The sequence below is a fragment of the Streptomyces sp. NPDC038135 genome, from assembly GCF_055601245.1.
In genome coordinates this window covers 53,499-70,480 of sequence record NZ_JBVJXS010000011.1, presented here as the reverse complement: position 1 = coordinate 70,480, position 16,982 = coordinate 53,499, and the positions used below count along the sequence as shown (strand labels likewise).

Annotated in this window: 18 protein-coding genes; 5 read left to right on the top strand and 13 right to left on the bottom strand. The window is 73.1% G+C overall.

Translation table 11 applies throughout. The annotated features are described in order from the left end of the window. Positions 1-13: 13 nt before the first annotated feature. Complete coding sequence (locus ACZ7JA_RS29480) at positions 14-388, bottom strand: hypothetical protein (protein ID WP_351664489.1); 375 nt, start codon at positions 386-388, stop codon at positions 14-16. A gap of 76 nt (positions 389-464) precedes the next feature. On the opposite strand from ACZ7JA_RS29480, the gene ACZ7JA_RS29475 reads away from it, so the two are divergent. After that, complete coding sequence (locus tag ACZ7JA_RS29475) at positions 465-1,268, top strand: methyltransferase domain-containing protein (protein WP_351664491.1); 804 nt, start codon at positions 465-467, stop codon at positions 1,266-1,268. Between the two features lie 247 nt (positions 1,269-1,515). On the opposite strand, the gene gatB is transcribed toward ACZ7JA_RS29475, so the two are convergent. The 6 genes from gatB to ACZ7JA_RS29445 all read right to left on the bottom strand — a co-directional run bounded on the left by gatB (position 1,516) and on the right by ACZ7JA_RS29445 (position 6,095). Further along, positions 1,516-3,030 carry an Asp-tRNA(Asn)/Glu-tRNA(Gln) amidotransferase subunit GatB gene (gatB, locus tag ACZ7JA_RS29470; RefSeq protein ID WP_351664493.1) on the bottom strand — a complete coding sequence of 505 codons (1,515 nt, stop codon included), beginning with the start codon at positions 3,028-3,030 and terminating at the stop codon, positions 1,516-1,518. A 16-nt stretch (positions 3,031-3,046) separates the two neighbouring features. Further along, positions 3,047-3,286, bottom strand: a complete 240-nt coding sequence (locus ACZ7JA_RS29465) for a hypothetical protein (protein WP_351664495.1) — start codon at positions 3,284-3,286, stop codon at positions 3,047-3,049. Continuing rightward, complete coding sequence (gene gatA / locus ACZ7JA_RS29460; protein ID WP_351664616.1) at positions 3,283-4,788, bottom strand: Asp-tRNA(Asn)/Glu-tRNA(Gln) amidotransferase subunit GatA; 1,506 nt, start codon at positions 4,786-4,788, stop codon at positions 3,283-3,285. The genes ACZ7JA_RS29465 and gatA overlap by 4 nt, the downstream gene beginning before the upstream one ends. Further along, entirely contained in the window at positions 4,785-5,081 is a 297-nt protein-coding gene (gatC, locus tag ACZ7JA_RS29455) for an Asp-tRNA(Asn)/Glu-tRNA(Gln) amidotransferase subunit GatC (RefSeq protein WP_018544665.1), read from the bottom strand. The genes gatA and gatC overlap by 4 nt, the downstream gene beginning before the upstream one ends. Positions 5,082-5,196: 115 nt before the next feature. Further along, positions 5,197-5,691: a cupin domain-containing protein gene (locus tag ACZ7JA_RS29450; protein WP_470811410.1), complete on the bottom strand. Its 495-nt coding sequence runs from the start codon at positions 5,689-5,691 to the stop codon at positions 5,197-5,199. 32 nt (positions 5,692-5,723) lie between these two features. Next, entirely contained in the window at positions 5,724-6,095 is a 372-nt protein-coding gene (locus ACZ7JA_RS29445) for a DUF4267 domain-containing protein (RefSeq protein WP_351664499.1), read from the bottom strand. An 87-nt stretch (positions 6,096-6,182) separates the two neighbouring features. On the opposite strand from ACZ7JA_RS29445, the gene ACZ7JA_RS29440 reads away from it, so the two are divergent. After that, positions 6,183-6,761, top strand: coding sequence for a TetR/AcrR family transcriptional regulator (locus ACZ7JA_RS29440; RefSeq protein WP_351664501.1), 579 nt, complete (start codon positions 6,183-6,185; stop codon positions 6,759-6,761). 13 nt (positions 6,762-6,774) lie between these two features. Here ACZ7JA_RS29440 and ACZ7JA_RS29435 read toward each other — a convergent pair whose 3' ends face one another. The 5 genes from ACZ7JA_RS29435 to ACZ7JA_RS29415 form a co-directional block, all read right to left on the bottom strand. Then, positions 6,775-9,015 carry a putative bifunctional diguanylate cyclase/phosphodiesterase gene (locus tag ACZ7JA_RS29435; protein ID WP_351664503.1) on the bottom strand — a complete coding sequence of 747 codons (2,241 nt, stop codon included), beginning with the start codon at positions 9,013-9,015 and terminating at the stop codon, positions 6,775-6,777. A gap of 261 nt (positions 9,016-9,276) precedes the next feature. Then, positions 9,277-11,472 carry an NAD-dependent DNA ligase LigA gene (ligA, locus tag ACZ7JA_RS29430; RefSeq protein WP_450742854.1) on the bottom strand — a complete coding sequence of 732 codons (2,196 nt, stop codon included), beginning with the start codon at positions 11,470-11,472 and terminating at the stop codon, positions 9,277-9,279. A 15-nt stretch (positions 11,473-11,487) separates the two neighbouring features. Continuing rightward, positions 11,488-12,486: a methionine synthase gene (locus tag ACZ7JA_RS29425; protein ID WP_470811407.1), complete on the bottom strand. Its 999-nt coding sequence runs from the start codon at positions 12,484-12,486 to the stop codon at positions 11,488-11,490. 43 nt (positions 12,487-12,529) lie between these two features. Continuing rightward, a complete protein-coding gene (locus ACZ7JA_RS29420; RefSeq protein ID WP_351664509.1) occupies positions 12,530-13,228 on the bottom strand; it encodes an SDR family oxidoreductase in 699 nt (232 codons plus the stop codon). Between the two features lie 7 nt (positions 13,229-13,235). Then, positions 13,236-13,775: an LOG family protein gene (locus tag ACZ7JA_RS29415; protein WP_351664511.1), complete on the bottom strand. Its 540-nt coding sequence runs from the start codon at positions 13,773-13,775 to the stop codon at positions 13,236-13,238. A gap of 51 nt (positions 13,776-13,826) precedes the next feature. On the opposite strand from ACZ7JA_RS29415, the gene ACZ7JA_RS29410 reads away from it, so the two are divergent. From ACZ7JA_RS29410 to ACZ7JA_RS29400, 3 genes are all read left to right on the top strand, one after another. Further along, positions 13,827-14,159, top strand: coding sequence for a DUF427 domain-containing protein (locus ACZ7JA_RS29410; RefSeq protein ID WP_389305035.1), 333 nt, complete (start codon positions 13,827-13,829; stop codon positions 14,157-14,159). Between the two features lie 63 nt (positions 14,160-14,222). Then, the gene (locus tag ACZ7JA_RS29405) at positions 14,223-15,002 is read left to right on the top strand and encodes an alpha/beta fold hydrolase (RefSeq protein WP_389305037.1); all 780 of its coding nucleotides are present in this window, start codon (positions 14,223-14,225) and stop codon (positions 15,000-15,002) included. Between the two features lie 249 nt (positions 15,003-15,251). Beyond that, positions 15,252-15,770 (top strand): hypothetical protein, encoded by a 519-nt coding sequence (locus tag ACZ7JA_RS29400; RefSeq protein ID WP_470811404.1) that lies wholly within the window; start codon positions 15,252-15,254, stop codon positions 15,768-15,770. A 25-nt stretch (positions 15,771-15,795) separates the two neighbouring features. Here ACZ7JA_RS29400 and mnmA read toward each other — a convergent pair whose 3' ends face one another. Beyond that, entirely contained in the window at positions 15,796-16,920 is a 1,125-nt protein-coding gene (mnmA, locus tag ACZ7JA_RS29395) for a tRNA 2-thiouridine(34) synthase MnmA (RefSeq protein ID WP_393441578.1), read from the bottom strand. Positions 16,921-16,982: the final 62 nt, after the last annotated feature.

The following is a 16,982-nucleotide window of genomic DNA, read 5'->3' as shown; positions in this document are numbered from 1 at the left end:
GGGCGCGGGCCGCTCAGTCGAACTGGTCTCCGAGGGCCATGACCGCCGTACCGGCGACCAGCAGCCACAGGGCCCGGCGCGTGCGGCCGCGAACGCCGAGGACGGCCGCGAGGGCGCACAGGGCGGCGCCGAGGGCGTAGGCGGCGGGGACGAGGGCCGGGGACGCGCCGGTGAGCCGGAGCAGCGCGGCGGCACAGCCCGCGAGGAAGAGCAGGCCTCCGGTGCCGGCCGCGGTCCACCGGGCCCTGCGGGCCTCCCCCGCGTCCTCCACGTCGTCAATGTCGTCCGCGTGGTCCATGTCGTCCGCGCCGTGCACGTCGTCGTGGCCGTCCGGCCCGTCCGCCTCGGCTATGGCGGGTTCGGCATCGGAATCGGTACGTCCACTCATGGCGGGTGAGCGTATAACGCCGGTCACCGAAAACCCGGTGCGGGGCCGGGTCTCCGGCTGGTACCCATGGTCCTTCGTGACCGAGACGACGAACATCCGGGACGGACTCACCGCCCGCCTCGCCCACCCCGACTACCCGCGCAGCAGCCGCTACGACGCCCGCTGGACCATCGAGAACCAGATGGGCCCGCACGCGCTGTGGCTGCTGGAGTGGCTGGCGCCGGCGCTGGGCCTCGACCGGCTGCCGCCCGGTGCCCGGGTACTCGACCTGGGGTGCGGACGTGCCATGACGTCCGTCTTCCTGGCCAAGGAGTACGGACTGCGGGTGGTGGCGGCCGACCTGTGGGTGAAGCCCGGCGACAACGCCGAGCGCCTCGCCGAGGCCGGTGTCGCCGACCGCGTGCTGCCGGTCTTCGCGGAGGCGCACGACCTGCCCTTCGCCGAGGGCTCCTTCGACGCCGTCGTGTCCGTGGACGCCTACCAGTACTTCGGCACCACCGACCTGTACCTGCCCACCGTGACCCGGCTGCTGAAGCCCGGCGGGCGGATCGGGATCGTCGTGCCCGCGCTGCGGGAGGAGATCGACGGGACGGAGCCGCCGGAGCACCTCCGGCCGCACTGGGACCCAGGGTTCTGGGCGTTCCACTCCCCCGAGTGGTGGCGGCGGAACTGGACCCGCACGGGGGCCGTGCGCGTGGAGACGGCCGACTGGCTGGAGGACGGCTGGCGCGACTGGCTGCTGTGGAGCGAGGTCTGCGCGCAGGAGAGCCCGAGCGAGTTCATGGCGGGGATGGCACGCGACTCGGTGGAGCTGCTGCGGGCGGACCGGGGCCGGGCGCTCGGGTTCGCCCGCGTCGTGGGACGCCGCGAGCAGGCGTAGGCCGCGCGGCGGGCCGGCACGGGCAGCACGGCGGGCCGGCATGGGCAGCGCGGCGGGCGGGCACGGGCAGTACGGCGGGCCGGCACGGGCAGCACGGCAGGCCGGCACGGGCAGCACGGCAGGCCGGCACGGGCAGCACGGCAGGCCGGCACGGGCCGCGCGGGGAGGGCCGCCCGCCGTACGCCGCGAACGGACGGCGGGCAGCGCGACGGCCCCGGAGGGGGATGCCTCCGGGGCCGTCGTGACCTCAGCCCTCGCTGACGCCCAGCTTCTCCAGGATCAGCTCCTTGACGCGGGCCGCGTCCGCCTGACCCCGGGTCGCCTTCATGACCGCGCCGACCAGGGCGCCGGCCGCGGCCACCTTGCCACCGCGGATCTTGTCCGCGATGCCCGGGTTGCCGGCGATGGCCTCGTCGACGGCGGCGGTCAGCGCGCCCTCGTCGGAGACGACCTTCAGACCGCGCTTGTCGACCACCTCGTCCGGGGTGCCCTCGCCCGCGAGGACGCCCTCGATGACCTGGCGGGCCAGCTTGTCGTTCAGGTCGCCCTTGGTGACCAGCTCGGTGACCCGGGCGACCTGCTGCGGCGTGATGGCCAGCTCGTCCAGCGCCTTGCCGGACTCGTTGGCGCTGCGCGCCAGTTCGCCCATCCACCACTTGCGGGCGGAGGCCGCGTCGGCACCGGCGTCGATCGTGGCGACGATCGGGTCCAGCGCGCCGGCGTTCAGGATCGCCTGCATGTCGGTGGCCGAGATGCCCCACTCGGCGAGCAGCCGGGTGCGGCGGGCCAGCGGCATCTCCGGCAGCGCGGCGCGGATCTCCTCGACCCACTCGCGGGACGGGGCGACCGGGACGAGGTCGGGCTCCGGGAAGTACCGGTAGTCCTCGGCCTCCTCCTTCACCCGGCCGGAGGTGGTGGACCCGGTGTCCTCGTGGAAGTGCCGGGTCTCCTGCACGATCGTGCCGCCGGACGACAGCACGGCCGCGTGCCGCTGGATCTCGAAGCGGGCCGCCCGCTCGACGGACCGCAGCGAGTTGACGTTCTTCGTCTCCGAACGCGTGCCGAACTTCTCGGTGCCGTTCGGGCGCAGCGACAGGTTCACGTCGCAGCGCATCTGGCCCATCTCCATACGGGCCTCGGAGACGCCGAGCGCCCTGATGAGCTCGCGCAGTTCCCGGACGTACGCCCGGGCGACCTCGGGGGCGCGCTCGCCGGCGCCCTCGATCGGCTTGGTGACGATCTCGATGAGCGGGATGCCCGCGCGGTTGTAGTCCAGCAGCGAGTGGGACGCGCCGTGGATACGGCCGGTGGCGCCGCCGACGTGCGTCGACTTGCCGGTGTCCTCCTCCATGTGGGCGCGCTCGATCTCCACGCGGAAGCTCTCGCCGTCCTCCAGCTGCACGTCGAGGTAGCCGTTGAAGGCGATCGGCTCGTCGTACTGGGAGGTCTGGAAGTTCTTCGGCATGTCCGGATAGAAGTAGTTCTTCCGGGCGAAGCGGCACCACTCGGCGATCTCGCAGTTCAGCGCGAGGCCGATCTTGATGGCGGACTCGACGCCGGTCGCGTTGACGACCGGGAGCGCGCCGGGCAGGCCGAGGCAGACCGGGCAGGTCTGCGAGTTGGGCTCGGCGCCCAGCTCGGTCGAGCACCCGCAGAACATCTTGGTCTTGGTGCCGAGTTCGACATGGACCTCGAGGCCCATGACGGGGTCGTACGACGCCAGCGCGTCCTCGTACGACACCAGGTCGGTCGTGGTGGTCACGGTGAAAACTTCCCTCTCAGCCCAGCAGGACGTCGTCGTCGCCCAGCCGCTTCAGCTCGCGGTAGAGGATGGCGAGGCCGGTGACGATCGCGACGGCGGACACGGTGGCGTCGATCAGCCGGAGTGTGTCCTGCTCGGCGCGCGCCTTCTTGATCTGCTTGGCCACACCGAACGCGCTGAACGCGGTCCCGGCCATCGACAGGTACGTGCCGGACTTCGACTTCTTGAAGCCCTTGGCCTTGTTCAGTGCGCTCACAGCGACGGAGCCTCCTCGATCAGCGGGTGCCCCCACCTTTCCACGAAGGCGGCCTCGACGGCGGCACCGACCTTGTACAGCCGGTCGTCCTTGAGCGCCGGGGCGATGATCTGCAGGCCCACCGGGAGGTTGTCCTCCGGGGCGAGGCCGCAGGGCAGCGACATGGCCGCGTTGCCCGCCAGGTTGGTCGGGATGGTGCACAGGTCGGCCAGGTACATCGCCATCGGGTCGTCGGCGCGCTCGCCGATCGCGAAGGCGGTGGTCGGCGTGGTCGGCGACACGATGACGTCTACCTGCTCGAAGGCCTTCTCGAAGTCACGCGTGATGAGCGTGCGGACCTTCTGCGCGGAGCCGTAGTAGGCGTCGTAGTAACCGCTCGACAGGGCGTAGGTGCCGAGCATGACGCGCCGCTTCACCTCGGGGCCGAAGCCCGCCTCACGGGTGAGGGAGGTGACCTCCTCGGCGGAGTGGCCGCCGTCGTCGCCGACCCTGAGGCCGTAGCGCAGGCCGTCGAAGCGGGCGAGGTTGGAGGAGCACTCGGACGGCGCGATCAGGTAGTACGCGGAGAGCGCGAGGTCGAAGGACGGGCAGTCCAGCTCGACGATCTCGGCGCCCAGCTCCTTCAGCAGCTCCACGGACTCGTCGAAGCGCTGCACGACGCCGGCCTGGTAGCCCTCGCCGCGGAACTGCTTGACGACGCCGATCCGCATGCCCTCGACGCTGCCGTTGCGCGCGGCCTCGACCACCGGCGGGACCGGGGCGTCGATGGAGGTCGAGTCGAGCGGGTCGTGACCGGCGATGACCTCGTGCAGCAGCGCCGCGTCCAGCACCGTGCGGGCGCAGGGCCCGCCCTGGTCCAGGGAGGACGAGAAGGCGACCATGCCGTAGCGGGAGACCGCGCCGTAGGTGGGCTTCACGCCGACGGTGCCGGTGACGGCGGCCGGCTGGCGGATGGAGCCGCCGGTGTCGGTGCCGATGGCGAGCGGGGCCTGGAAGGAGGCGAGCGCGGCGGAGGAACCGCCACCGGAGCCGCCGGGGATCTTGGTGAGGTCCCAGGGGTTGCCGGTGGGGCCGTAGGCGCTGTTCTCGGTGGAGGAGCCCATGGCGAACTCGTCCATGTTGGTCTTGCCGAGGATGACGACGTCGGCGGCCTTCAGCCGCTTGGTGAGCGTCGCGTCGTACGGCGGGATCCAGCCCTCGAGGATCTTCGAGCCGACGGTGGTCGGCACGCCCTCGGTGGTGAAGATGTCCTTGAGCGCGAGCGGGACGCCGGCCAGCGGGCCGAGCTTCTCGCCGCGGGCCCGCTTCTCGTCCACGGCGCGGGCCTGGGCGAGGGCGCCCTCGCGGTCGACGTGCAGGAAGGCGTGCACCTTCTCGTCGACGGCCTCGATGCGGGCGAGGTGGGCCTCGGTGACCTCGACGGCCGTCAGCTCGCCGGAGGCGATCTTCTCGGCGGTCTGCGCCGCCGTGAGCTTGATGATGTTGCTGTCCGTCATGGTCAGTCCTCCCCCAGGATCTGCGGCACCTTGAAACGCTGCTGCTCCTGGGCCGGGGCGCCGGAGAGCGCCTGCGCGGGGGTGAGCGAGGGACGGACCTCGTCCGCGCGCATGACGTTCGTCAGCGGCAGCGGGTGGGAGGTCGGCGGTACGTCTTGGTCGGCGACCTCGCTGACGCGGGCGACCGCGCCGATGATGTCGTCGAGCTGGCCCGCGAAGTGGTCGAGTTCTTCGGGCTTCAGCTCCAGACGCGCCAGCCGGGCGAGGTGGGCGACCTCCTCGCGCGTGATGCCAGGCATGCAGCGTTCCTCTGGGGTGAGTGTGTGTGGTTTGGGCTCAATCCTATGGGGCGGGGGGCGGTGCCCGTGAAACGGTTTGCCCGTGCCCCCGCCCCACGGCGGCGACGCCTGGGGTTCAGTGGCGCCGGGCGTCCCAGGCGCGGCTGCTCAGGAAGTGGTTGTCGTACAGCTCCTGCACCTCCAGCAGGCTCTCGGGCGTGGCCTCGCCGACGGCGATGCGCCGGAGGTGGCGGAAGTACTCGAAGCGTTCGACGCCCGGGGTGAGGACGATCAGCAGGTCGGCGTCGGCTCCGGGTACGGCGGCGAAGGCGTGCGGCCTGCCGGGCGGTACGACGACGAGGTCGCCCGGTCCCGCGGTGACGACGTCGTCGCCGGAGAGAATGTCGGCGGCGCCGTCGAGCAGGAAGAACATCTCGGCGGAGTTGTCGTGCCAGTGCGGCTTGGCGCCGTCGGCGCCCTCCCGGAGGGTGACGCGCTGGGTGGACAGGGCGCCTCCGGTCGCGCTGCTGTCGGCCAGCAGGCGGATGGTGATGGGCGCGCGGCCGACCACCTCGGCCTCGGCCTCGCGGACGATCACGGTCTCGTCGAACTTCGGAACGAACAGCGACATCTTCGAACCCCCTGGTGACGGTGGCGCCGTGGTCAGACGAGGAAGAGCAGCGCGGCGCTGATCAGCACGACGGCCGCCGTGGCGAAGTGGACGCCGAACGCGACGGCCCGCGCACCGCCGTGCCGCAGGACTATCAGCGTGTCACCGAGCGGCACGAGCGCCACGCAGAGCATGAACCAGGCCTCCGCCCGCGCTCCGGCGAAGGCCAGCAGCACCAGGCCCAGCACGCCGAAGGCGCCGTCCCTGAGGCCCTTGATCGTGAGGTACGCCCCGGCGTCGCCGGCCGGGTCGGCCGCGACGCCGTACCCGGCCGCGGCGGGCCCGGGCCGGAACAGGAAGCGGTAGCCGAGGAACAGGCAGAACAGGTCGAGCACGACAGCCAGGGTGTACGCGGTGACGGTCATGTCATCTCTCCTTGCTAGCAGTGCTAGTGATGAAAGCGACGCTAGCAGATCGTCGATAGAAACACTAGCAGTGCTAGAATCACAGTCATGTCGATCCAGACGCGCCGAGAGCGCGAACGAGCGGAACGCGAGCGGCTGATCGTCACGGCCGCACGGGAACTCGCGGAGGCGGAGGGCTGGGACGCGGTCACCACGCGCCGGCTGGCCGCCGAGATCGAGTACAGCCAGCCCGTCCTCTACAGCCACTTCAAGGGCAAGGGCGCGATCATGGCCGCGGTCGCGGTGCAGGGCTGCGCCGACCTGGCGGACGAGCTGCGCACGGCACGCGCCGGGGCCCGGGGCGCACGGGAGTCACTGGCGGCGGTGGCGCGGACGTACACGTCCTTCGCGCGGCGCCGGCCGGCCCTCTACGACGCGATGTTCACCCACCTGGTGGACCTGCCGTTCGCCACGCCTGAGGCGCCGGCGCCGCTGCAGGACGCGTTCGGGGAGCTGCTGCTCGCGGTGGAGCCGGTCGCGGCGGAGGGCGACGAACCGGGTCTGCTCACGGAGACGTTCTGGGCGGCGCTGCACGGGCAGGTGACGCTGATGCGCAGCGGACGGCTGCCGGAGGAGGCGCACGAGCGCCGACTGGCCCTGCTGGTCGGGCACTTCGCGGCGGGCTGACCGCCCGCGGCCGCTACTCGGCGGCCGGCAGCGCGGCCCGCGGCCGCTGCCAGCCCTGCGCCCCGCGGGCCCGCAGCCACGCGGTCGTCTCGTCCGGCGGCATCGCGGCGGCGACCAGCCAGCCCTGCACCGCGTCGCAGCCCAGGTCCCGCAGCCGCTCCCAGGTCTCGTCGTCCTCCACGCCCTCGGCGACGACCAGCAGCCCGAGCGAGTGCGCCAGGTCGACCGTGCAGCGCACGATCTCCGCGTCCTCGGTGTCCACGGCCAGCCGGGCCACGAAGGAACGGTCGATCTTCAGCTCGCTGACCGGGAGCCGGCGCAGGTGCACCAGCGAGGAGTAGCCGGTGCCGAAGTCGTCCAGAGACATCTTCACGCCGTGCCCGGTGAGCGCGGCGAGGGTGTCGGCGGCCCGCTGCGGATCCTCCAGCAGGACGTGCTCGGTGATCTCCAGCTGGAGCGCCCCGGCCGGGACCCCGTGCCGCGCCAGGCGGGCGGCGACCGAGCCGGCGAAGCCGGGCGTGTGCACGTCCCGCGGGGAGACGTTGACCGCCACCGGCACCCGCAGCCCCTGCGCCCGCCAGGCGGCGACCTGCCCGAGAGCGGTCTCCAGCACGTACTCGGTCAGATGGGGCATCAGACCGGAGGACTCGGCGATCGCTATGAACTCGTCCGGCGGAACCTTCCCGCGCTCGGGGTGCACCCAGCGGACCAGCGCCTCGAGGCCCGCGACCTGCCCGTCGAACCGCACCTTGGGCTGGTAGTGCAACTGCACCTCGTGGGCGTCCAGCGCCCGGCGCAGGTCGCCCAGCAGGCCCAGCCGGTCGGGCGTGTTGGAGTCCCGCTTGGACTCGTAGACCTCGACGCCGGTGCGGTCCCGCTTCGCCTGGTACATCGCCACGTCCGCCCGCCGCAGCAGGCCTTCGGCGTCCAGCGCGTGGTCGGGGAAGACGGCGACGCCGGCGCTGGCCTCCAGGACGAGGGTGAGGCCGTCGAGGTCGAGCGGGGAGCTGAGTTCCGCGACGAGGCCGCGGGCGACGCGGGTCGCCGAGGTGGTGGAGTCCGCGACGGGCAGTAAGACGGCGAACTCGTCGCCGCCGAGCCGGGCGGCCTCCGCGCCGCGCGGCAGGGCCTGGCGGAGCCGGTCGGCGATCTGCAGCAGCAGCCGGTCGCCGGCGAGATGGCCGAGGGTGTCGTTGACTGAGCGGAACCGGTCGAGGTCGATCAGCATGAGCGCGGCGCGGGCGCCGATCCGCTCGGCGTCGTCCAGGGCGGTCCAGATCCGCTCCAGCAGCCACTGCCGGTTGGGCAGCCCGGTCAGCGGGTCGCGCAACTGCTCCTCGGCGCGGGCCCGGGCCATCCACAGCGTGGAGTCGAGGGCGATCAGCGGGATGGCGAACAGCGGCAGCAGGATCGGCCGCGCGTCGGCGACCACGCACACCAGAGGTGCGATGCCGAGCAGCGCCACGGCGAGCAGACCCTGGCGGACCAGGGCGGAGCGGGCGACGGTGGGCAGGGGGCCGCCGCGCGGGGCGTGCGAGTACCACAGCAGGCCGCGGCTGACCGCGAGGTAGGCGGCCGCGACGAACACCACCTCCGGTGCGGTGGTGAGGCCCCAGCTGTCGGGGCGCCAGGGCTCCTCGACGCTCGGCACGCGCCCGAAGAAGCTCAGGACCAGGGCGCCGGCGCCGATGCCGAGGATGTCGACCGCGCCGTGCAGCACGCCCTGCCGCCAGCGCTGCCGCCTGGCCATGCCGACCAGGACGACGACGGTGAGGCTGACCATCCCGGCCGGCATCCAGCCGTACAGCAGCAGGACGGCCAGGGTGAGGGCCGCGCCGGAGCCCGTGCCGCCCCACCAGCGGGCGCGGCCGAGCATCACGAGGTGGCCGACGATGATGCCGGTGAGCACGGCCAGCGACCAGCCCGGCGTCTCGCACGGGAACAGGGCGTGGTGGCCGGCGAAGGCGCGGTAGAAGCCGGCGGCGAGGGAGAGCGCGGCGGCGGCCACGAGGGCCGCGTGCGACGCGGGCCAGGGCGGCAGGCGTTCGGGGTCGGCGCCGGACGGTGTCCGGGCGGCCTCGGCGGCCGGCGGGACCGTGGGGTGCGACTCGGGCGCGGCGCCCGCTCGGGCCGGGCGGGGCAGGGCGGGGGTGCGTGCGGCGCCCCGTCCCGTCCACCGGGCCGCCCGCCACGCGCCCGCACGGCGGCGCAGGCGCAGCCGTGCGTGCGGGGCGGCGCTCTCGGTCGGTTCCATTCCCGTCCCTCTCACAGCCGGCGGTGCCCACGCCACGCGGCCCGGTGCCCGACAACCATCAGCGGCTCCGCGCCCGGCAATCCTCTCCCCGCGCCCCTGGCGGGCAGGGGGGATGCCCCGACCGCTTGGGGGCACGGCAGGCGCACACCTCAACAGTAGGCCGCAGAAGGCTTCCTCGGGCAGCGGTCGTCGACGGTTGCCCGAATGCGCCCGGGCCACCCGTATGCATCTGATATGCACCGATCGGGTGGCCTTCAACCGCTACTCCTCGGTCGGAAGCGCCACTTCGGCCGCCGCGTCGGGCCCCTGCTCCAACAGGACGCCGAAACCCGCCTCGTTCAGCACGGGCACCTTGAGCTGCATCGCCTTGTCGTACTTGGATCCCGGGTTGTCGCCGACGACCACGAACGAGGTCTTCTTCGACACCGAACCGGTCACCTTGGCGCCGCGGCTCTGCAGCGCCTCCTTGGCGCCGTCCCGGGTGAAGTTCTCCAGGGTGCCGGTGACGACGACGGTGAGCCCCTCCAGCGGACGCGGGCCCTCGTCCTCGCCGGACGACTCGTCCTCCAGCGGGACGCCGGCCGCCTTCCACTTGCGGACGATCTCGCGGTGCCAGTCCTCGGCGAACCACTCCTTGAGGGCGGTGGCGATGATGGGGCCGACGCCGTCGGTGGTGGCCAGCTCCTCCTGGGTGGCCTGTTCGATGCGGTCGATCGAGCGGAACTCGCGCGCGAGGGCCTGAGCCGCGACCGGGCCGACGTGCCGGATGGACAGCCCGTTCAGGAAGCGGGCGAGCGGACGGGTCTTCGCCGCCTCGATGTTCTCCAGCAGCGCCAGCGTGTTCTTCTTCGGCTCGCCCTTCTGGTTGGCGAAGACCGCGACGACCTTGTCCTCGCCGGTCTTGGGGTCCCGCTTGGGCAGGCCGCTGTCCGGGTCCAGCACATAGGCCCTGATGGGCAGCAGCTTCTCCACCGTCAGGTCGAACAGGTCGCCCTCGTCGACCAGCGGCGGGTCGGCCGGCTCCAGCGGCTGGGTCAGCGCGGCGGCGGCCACGTCGCCGAAGTGCTCGATGTCCAGGCACTCGCGGCCCGCGAGATAGGACAGGCGCCCGCGCAACTGGGCCGGGCAGGTACGGGCGTTGGGGCAGCGGAGGTCGATGTCGCCCTCCTTCATGGGCCGCAGCGGGGTGCCGCACTCCGGGCACTCGCCCGGCATCACGAACTCCCGCTCGCCGCCGTCGCGCAGGTCGGCCACCGGACCGAGGATCTCGGGAATGACGTCACCGGCCTTGCGCAGCACGACGGTGTCGCCGATGAGCACTCCCTTGGCCTTGACGACCTCCTGGTTGTGCAGGGTGGCGAACTCGACCTCGCTGCCCGCGACCGTGACCGGCTCGACCTGGGCGTACGGCGTGACCCGGCCGGTGCGGCCGACGCCCACCTTGATGTCGATGAGCTTGGTGTTGACCTCTTCCGGGGCGTACTTGTAGGCGATCGCCCAGCGCGGGGCCCGCGCGGTGGAGCCGAGGCGGCCCTGGAGGCGCAGCTCGTCCAGCTTGACGACGACGCCGTCGATCTCGTGCTCCACGGAGTGCCGGTTCTCGCCGTAGTGGGCGATGAACTCCCGGACGCCGTCGAGGTCGTCGACCACCCGGTTGTGCGGGGAGGTGGGCAGGCCCCAGGTCTTCAGCAGGCCGTAGGCCTGGGAGAGCCGGGTCATGCCGGTGAAGCCCTCCAGGGCGCCGATGCCGTGGACCACCATGTGCAGCGGGCGGGTGGCGGTGACGCGCGGGTCCTTCTGGCGCAGCGAACCGGCGGCGGCGTTGCGGGGGTTGGCGAAGGGCTTGTCCCCGGCCGCGACCAGGCGCTCGTTGAGCTCGAGGAACTTCTCCATCGGGAAGTAGACCTCGCCGCGGATCTCCACCAGGGCGGGGACCTCGTCGCCCTTCAGGCGGTCCGGGATGTCGGCGATGGTCCGGACGTTGGGTGTGATGTCCTCGCCGGTGCGGCCGTCGCCGCGGGTCGCCGCGCGCGTGAGCCGGCCGTTCTCGTAGGTGAGGTTGACGGCGAGGCCGTCGACCTTCAGCTCGCACAGGAAGTGGTACTCCTGCTCGCCCAGTTCCCGGGCGATGCGGTCGGCCCAGGCGGCCAGTTCCTCGTCGTTGAAGGTGTTGTCCAGGGACAGCATCCGCTCGCGGTGCTCGACCGCGGTGAACTCCGTCGCGTAGGACCCGGCGACCTTCTGGGTCGGCGAGTCCGGCGTGCGCAGCTCCGGGTACCGCTCCTCCAGCTCCTCCAGGCTCTTCAGGAGCTGGTCGAACTCCGCGTCGCTGACGACCGGGGCGTCCTTCACGTAGTACCGGAAGCGGTGCTCCTCGATCTGCTCAGCGAGCTGCGCGTGCTTCTCCCGTGCCTCGGCGGGCACTGCCGTCTCCGCCTGCTGCTTGTCGCCGGCCACCGTGTCGTCCTCCCGTTACTCTGGGTTGTCCGCGAGGGACCTCGCCGCCCGGACGCAGTGGGCGAGCACCTGGCGTGCGTACGCGGGAGAAGCACCCGCGAGACCGCACGCCGGGGTCACCGTGACCGCCTCCGCGAGCAGCCCGGGACGCAGCCCCAGCCTGCGCCACAGCGTCCTGACACCCATGACGCTACCGGCAGGGTCTGACAATGGACCGCCCGCGCCGGGCACGACACCGGCGAACAGGCGCACGCCGGCCTCCACGGCCTCGCCGACGGCGTCGTCGTCACGTCCGGTGAGGAGCGAGAAGTCGAAGGAGACCGCGTCCGCGCCGGCCCGGCGCAGCAGGGCGAAGGGCACGTCGGGGGCGCACGAGTGGACGGCGACCGGGCCGTCGTGCACCGCGATCACGTCCCGCAGCGTGGCCTCGACCACCTGCCGGTCCACGGCCCGGTGGGTGCGGTAGCCGCTGGCGGTCCGCACCTGGCCGCGCAGTACGGAGGTGAGCGAGGGCTCGTCGAGCTGGAGCACGAGGCGGGCGCCGGGGACGCGGCGCCGCACCTCGGCGAGGTGCAGCCGCAGCCCCTCGGCCAGCGAGGCGGCGAGGTCGCGGCAGGCGCCCGGGTCCGAAAGCGCCGCCTCTCCGTTCCTCAGCTCCAGGGCGGCGGCCAGGGTCCAGGGCCCGACGGCCTGCACCTTGAGGTCGCCCTCGTGGCCCTGGGTGAACTCCTCCAGCGCGTCGAGGTCCTCCCCCAGCCACGACCGGGCCCGCTTGGTGTCCCGGCCCGGCCGGTCGCCGATCCGCCAGCCGCTGGGCTCCACGCGCGCGTACAGCTCGACGAGCATCCCGGCGGTGCGCCCGATCATGTCGGCGCCGGGCCCGCGCGCGGGCAGCTCGGGCAGGAAGGGGAAGTCCTCGAAACTGCCGGTGACGGTCCTGGCGGCCTCCCGGGCGTCCCCACCGGGCATGGAGCCGATCCCGGTGGCCGCACCGAAGCGAATGTTGTCGTCCACGGGGTGAAGCCTACGTAGCCGGCGCGCCCCCGGTGACCGGCGGTCAGCGGCCGGGGCGCACCGTCAGGTCGTTGATCTCCGCGTCCCTCGGCAGGTCCAGGGCGGTGAGGATGGTGGTCGCCACCGACTCGGGGTCGATCCACCGGGAGGCGTCGTACTCCTTGCCCTCCTGCTGGTGCACCTTGGCCTGCATGGGGCTGGCCGTACGCCCGGGGTAGACGGAGGTGACGCGGACGCCGTTGCCGTGCTCCTCCTGGCGCAGGGAGTCGGCCAGCGCCTTCAGGCCGTGCTTGGAGGCGGCGTACGCGGACCAGCCGGCGTTGGCGTTCAGGCCGGATCCGGAGTTGACGAAGATCACATGGCCGCGGGCGGCCCGGAGCTGGGGCAGGAAGTGCCGGGTCAGCTCGGCGGGGGCGATCAGGTTGACGTTGAGCTGGTGGCGCCAGGACTTGGGGGTCAGCTCGCCGACCTCGCCGAGGTCCACGACGCCGGCGATGTGCAGGAGCGAGTCGACCCGCTCCGGGAGCGCCTGGTGGGAGAAGGCCCAGGAGAGCTTATCGGGGTCGGCGAGGTCGCCCACCAGGGTGCGCGCGCCGGGGAACTCGGCCGCCAGCTCCTTGGCGCGGCCCGCGTCGCGCGCGTGCAGGACGATCTCGTCCCCGCGCGCGTGCAGGCGGCGGGCGACGGCCGCGCCGATGCCGGAACCGGCCCCGGTGATCACATGAGTAGCCATGCCCGCCATGCTCGCATCAGCCGGACGCCAGTGACTGCTCGAGGTGGGCCAGGGCGGCCGCCGGCTCCTCGGCGAAGTACATCAGCTCGGCGAGCGGGCGGGGCAGGAAGCCCTCCGCGTCCATGCGGAGGAACTGCTGCTGGAGCCCGTCGTAGAAACCCGCCGTGTTCAGCAGCACCACCGGCTTCTCGGTGCGGCCGTGCTTCTTCAGCTCCAGGATCTCGGTGGCCTCGTCCAGCGTGCCGGTGCCGCCGACCATGATCACCACCGCGTCGGCCTTCTCCAGCAGCAGCCTCTTGCGCTCGGCGAGGTCTGCGGCGATCACCATCTCGTCGGCGCCGGGGCGCGCCTTCGACGCGAGGAACTCCACGGAGACGCCCAGCAGCCTGCCGCCCGCCTCGTGCACCCCGTCGGCGACGACCTTCATCAGACCGACGTCGGAGCCGCCCCAGACCAGGGTGTGGCCGGCCTTGCCGAGCAGTTCCGCGAACTCGCGCGCGGGCCGGGTGTAGCGCTCGTCGAGGTCGGCGGCGGAGAGGAAGACGCAGATGTTCATGCCGTCCACCGTACGCGGGAAGAAGTCCGGGCCCGCAGGCGCTGTCCGGGTATGACCCGAGGACACACGATCACCATCGAACAGGGCGGGCGGCGCGTGCGCGCGGTGCACGGCGGCCGGGTGCTGGCCGAGACCGACCGCCCGCTGATCCTGCGCGAGACGGGCTGTCCGGCGCGGTACTACATCCCCGCCGAGGACGTCCGGCTCGATCTTCTGACGCCGTCCGGCACCCACACCGTCTGCCCCTTCAAGGGCACCGCCTCCTACTGGTCGCTGCCGGATGCGCCCGACCTGGTCTGGGCGTATCCGGACCCGAAGCCGGACGTGGCCGCGATCAAGGACCACCTGTGCTTCTACGAAGTGGAAGAGGTCGAAGAAACGTGACTCTCCACGACACCGACGTGTCGTGACCGGTGAGTCCGGCGCCGTGCGGCAGTCTGCACGGACATGGACAAGAAGACGACTTCCCGCGACGGCACCTCCCTCGCGTACCAAGTGACCGGCCGGGGGCCGACGGTGATCCTGGTGAGCGGCGCGATGTCCACCGGCGGCACCGTGGCGCCCCTGGCGCACCGGCTCGCCGACCACTGCACGGCCGTCGTCTACGACCGCCGGGGCCGCGGCGAGAGCGGCGACACGACGCCGTACGCGGTGGAGCGCGAGGTGGAGGACCTGGCCGCGCTGGTCGACGCGGTGGGCGGCGCGGCGGGTCTGTTCGGGGTCTCCTCGGGCGGCGCGCTGGTGCTCGAGGCGGCGGCGAGCGGCCTGCCGGTACGTCAGGCGGCCGTGTACGAGGTCCCGTACGCCGACTTCCTGGACGGCGGCGCCGGGAAGCGGGCGTACACCGAGCGCCTGCGGGAGGCGCTCTCCGCCGGCCGGCGGGGGGACGCGGTGGAGCTGTTCCTGCGGCTGACGGGCCTCGGCGAGGAGACGATCCGCAGCGCGCGCGAGTCACCGATGTGGGCGGGCATGGAGTCCGTCGCGCCGAGCCTGGCCTACGACGACGCGGTCCTGGGTGACGGACTGCTGCCCCGGGAGCGGCTGGCCGCCCTCTCCGTGCCGGTCCTGTCGGTCGCGGGCGGGGCGAGCCCCGGGTGGCTGCGCGAGGCGGCCGAGACGGTCGCCCGGACCGTGCCGCAGGGCACGTACCGCGCCCTCGAGGGCCAGACCCACGCGGTGGAGCCGGAGGTGCTGGCCCCGGTCCTGGCGGAGTTCTTCACCGGCTGACCGGCCGGGGACCAGCCGGGGCGGTGTGCCGGGCCCGTCCCCGTCCTCGGGGTCGCTGCCCGGCCCCACCCCCCGAGGTGGGTCCGGGCAGCTTCGGAGTGCGTCCGGACCCCGTGGGGGCCGTTCCCCGGGCCCACTCCCCGGTGCGAGGCGGACGACGTGTGGGGCCGTCGCCCGCGCGCACCCGTCGGAACGCGGGCGGCCAGGTCACCGCGCTCCGGGGTCTTCGGTGGCGCACGCGCCGGTCAGGTGCGGCACGGCCTCGATCGCGGACCGCCGGAGAGCCGCTCCCCGGTTCGCGCGATCCGGGGCGCCGGCGGAGAACCGGCCGGACGGGCCGCCCGCGCCGTCGACCACGACGAGACCGGCTGCGACACCGGGCGGATGCGGGTGGGGGGCCTGGAGAACCGCCGGGTCGGGCGGGTGCGCCGGGCGCCCGACGCCGGGATCGTCGCCGTGGAGCTGCTCTTCGACGCGCGGCTCGCGGCGGGCGAGACGGCGATGATCCGGTACCGCTTCGAGGACGGCACCGGCGGGCCGAGCCACGAGTACTACCGGGGCTTCAACCACGCGGGCGGCGCCTACGTGCTGCAGGTCGCCTTCGACCGGGCGGCGCTGCCGGTGCGGTGCCGGCGGGCCGGACGGCCCTCGGTGCAGGCGCCGCCCGAGTTCCTCGGCGACCTCACGCTGAACGCGCACGGCACGGTGCACATCGTGGAGCCCGAGTTCCACCCCGGGCACGTGGGCGTGACCTGGGACTGGGAGTAGCGGCCCGGGAGCCGGGGACGGGCGGTCAGGCCACCGGGGCCTTCGCCCGCACCGTGGACGCGATCGTCGCCGAACCCACCACGCGCGTGCCGTCGTACAGCACGATCGCCTGGCCGGGGGCGACGCCCCTGACCGGCTCGGTGAACGACACCTCGAGGGTGCCGTCGACGAGTTCCGCCGTCACCTCGGTCTCCCCGCCGTGGGCGCGGAGCTGGGCGGTGTAGGTGCCGGGGCCGGCCGGGGCGGTGCCGCACCAGCGCGGCTTGACCGCGGTCAGGGCGGTGACGTCCAGGGCGGCGGCCGGGCCGACGGTCACGGTGTTGTTCACCGGGGAGATGTCGAGGACGTAGCGCGGCTTGCCGTCGGGGGCCGGGGTGCCGAGCCGCAGGCCCTTGCGCTGGCCGATGGTGAAGCCGTAGGCGCCTTCGTGGGAGCCGACGACCGCGCCGGACTCGTCGACGATGTCGCCCTCGGCCTTGCCGAGCCGGCCGGCGAGGAAGCCCTGGGTGTCGCCGTCGGCGATGAAGCAGATGTCGTGCGAGTCGGGCTTCTTGGCGACGGCGAGGCCACGGCGCTCGGCCTCGGCGCGGATCTCGTCCTTGGTGGTGACCGTGTCGCCGAGCGGGAACAGGGCGTGGGCGAGCTGCCGCTCGTCGAGCACGCCGAGGACGTAGCTCTGGTCCTTGGCCATGTCGGAGGCCCGGTGCAGCTCGCGCGAGCCGTCCGCGCGCGTGATCACCTGGGCGTAGTGACCGGTGCAGACGGCGTCGAAGCCGAGGGCGAGCGCCTTGTCCAGCAGCGCGGCGAACTTGATCTTCTCGTTGCAGCGCAGGCAGGGGTTGGGGGTGCGGCCGGCCTCGTACTCGGCGACGAAGTCCTCGACGACGTCCTCGCGGAAACGGTCGGCGAGGTCCCAGACGTAGAACGGGATGCCGATGACGTCGGCGGCGCGGCGGGCGTCGCGCGAGTCCTCGATGGTGCAACAGCCCCGCGCGCCGGTGCGGAAGGACTGCGGGTTCGCGGAGAGCGCGAGGTGGACGCCGGTGACGTCGTGCCCGGCTTCCGCGGCGCGCGCGGCGGCGACGGCGGAGTCGACGCCGCCGGACATGGCGGCGAGGACGCGGAGGGGGCGCTGCGAGGTCTCAGTCATAACCCCTCCAGGGTACGGGGCCCCGGGAACCCCGGCCGTCGCGCATCCGTTGACGATCACAG